Origin of the sequence: Eudoraea sp. (assembly GCF_049665975.1) — a bacterium.
In the GTDB taxonomy this organism is placed as follows: domain Bacteria; phylum Bacteroidota; class Bacteroidia; order Flavobacteriales; family Flavobacteriaceae; genus Eudoraea.
In genome coordinates, this window is sequence record NZ_JBATGR010000320.1 from 1 (window position 1) to 2,253 (window position 2,253).

Sequence of the window (2,253 nt, forward strand, 5' to 3'; positions counted from 1 at the left end):
GATTTACCCTGGATGTAATCCCGAATACCTTCCATGAAAGCATATTGTAAATCTGTGTCAATATTCATCTTTATAACACCATATCCAATTGCTTCCCGTATTTCCTCAACGGTTGAACCAGAGCCACCATGGAATACAAAGTCTATATGATTATGCTCAACACCATATTTTTTAGTTATATATTCCTGAGAATTCCTGAGAATTTTAGGAGTTAACTTTACGTTACCCGGTTTGTAAACACCATGCACGTTTCCAAAGGCCGCAGCTATTGTAAACCTCGGACTAATTTTGGACAATTCTTCATATGCATAAGCTACCTCTTCAGGCTGAGTATATAATTTGGAATCATCAACATCTGAATTATCTACACCATCTTCCTCTCCTCCGGTAATTCCCAATTCAATTTCAAGAGTCATATCCATTTTGCTCATTCTTTCCAGATATCCTTTGCAAATAGCGATATTTTCCTCAATAGGTTCTTCAGATAAATCTATCATATGAGAACTAAACAGGGATTTACCTGTTTCGGCAAAATGTTTTTCGCTTGCGTCGAGCAACCCATCTATCCATGGTAATAATTTTTTAGCGCAATGGTCTGTGTGAAGAATAACCGTTGCTCCATAAGCCACAGCTAACTGATGTATATGTTTTGCTCCTGCAACCGCTCCTTGTATGGCGGAAAGCTGGCCTTCATTGGATAAACCTTTTCCCGCATTAAATTGAGCACCACCGTTCGAAAATTGTATAATCACAGGTGAGTTTAATTCTGCTGCAGTTTCCAGGACTCCATTAATGGTATTCGAACCTGTAACATTTACTGCCGGAAGGGCAAATCCTTTTTCCTTGGCATAATTGAAAATATGTTGAACTTGGTCACCGGTTGCGACTCCTGGTTTAATTGAATGCGACATAATTTTTAGTCTGTTAGGTTTTTATGAGATGTGGCAAATGTAGTAAAATAATTAAAGGTCTAAAAAGGATAGTTTATACCAATTTGCAATACTGCGTTTGCGAAATTATAATCGCGAAACCATCTTTGGCCAGGTAATTCTGCCGGATTATAGGTTTTTAAGCCCATATCAAGGCGGAATACGAAATAGGTAAAGTCATATCTTATCCCCATTCCTGTTCCCAGGGCTATTTCAGATAAGGATTCAAAGCCTTCAAATACAGCCTCAGGGTCGTCTACATTATCCAAAACGTTCCAAATATTCCCCGCATCTGCAAAAATTGCACCCTTAAAATTTCCAACAATAGGAAACCGATATTCCAAATTAAGTGAAATTTTCATGTTAGCTTCATTAAAGTCATTAATATTATCGGTAGATCCGGGACCCAGGGAATATGGAAACCAAGCTCTGTTATCATTGGATCCGCCACCAAAATAACTGCGAACAAAGGGTATACTATTAGAGTTTCCATAGGGTATAGCTATGCCAAAAAAACTTCGGAATGCAAGAACGTTAGATCTGGATAGATCCCAGTGTTTTATATAATCAAATTCTGTTTTTATATACTGGGAATAAGGAACACCAAAGACAGTACGATCTCCATTGTCATTTTTGTCGAACTCTATAATGTTGGAAATTCCCGATAATAGAAGTCCTGCGCTTTCAACTTTGAATCGGAAAGAATAAAAATTATTATCATTTATGTTAGCCCTGTTATTCTTATTAAAGGTATAGTTGCTGGCAAAAATAAGATTGTTTTCCGTTAACCTAATTCTTCGCTCTTCAATGCTGGCCACATCATTAAAATCCTCGTCAGTTGAAGGGACATCATCATTCAAAATGGCATCAGTAAAACCAGTGGTACCTTCAGGAATAATTAGTGTAGGGCCATCTGGTGGTTCTGGCATAACATAGTAGTCCTGCAAAGATGGATCATCAGAATAATCCTCGGCAATATCATTCAATCTATCAAAGGTGCTCCCATATACATTGTAAAAAGCATCAATATTCAGGTTATTTACAAATTGAATGTTTAATAGCTCTACGTTATTTTTATTCAAATTGTTCGTAGCCCAGTTATATGCTAATATGGTATTAAAAGTTTGTTTGTCAAGGCCAATGTTTTTCTGAAAACTTGTGCCAATAGAAACTCTGGACTGGGGCAGTTTATAGGATGGAATTATCTTCTTCCAGTTAAAAAATGGAAACCATATTCGGGGGAAAGTAATGTTGACATCAGCACCCACCTCTGAAAAGAAATTCTCCGTAGCATCTCGATCACTTAACAAACCAAAAGTACCCC

Annotated in this window: 2 protein-coding genes; both read right to left on the bottom strand. The window is 37.3% G+C overall.

Translation table 11 applies throughout. From position 1 onward, the window contains the following. The coding region (gene fbaA, locus WBN20_RS11240; protein ID WP_424281739.1) for a class II fructose-bisphosphate aldolase at positions 1-911 on the bottom strand (911 nt) is incomplete at its 3' end. A gap of 59 nt (positions 912-970) precedes the next feature. Then, on the bottom strand, positions 971-2,253 hold a 1,283-nt coding region (locus WBN20_RS11245), incomplete at its 5' end, for a BamA/TamA family outer membrane protein (protein WP_424281740.1).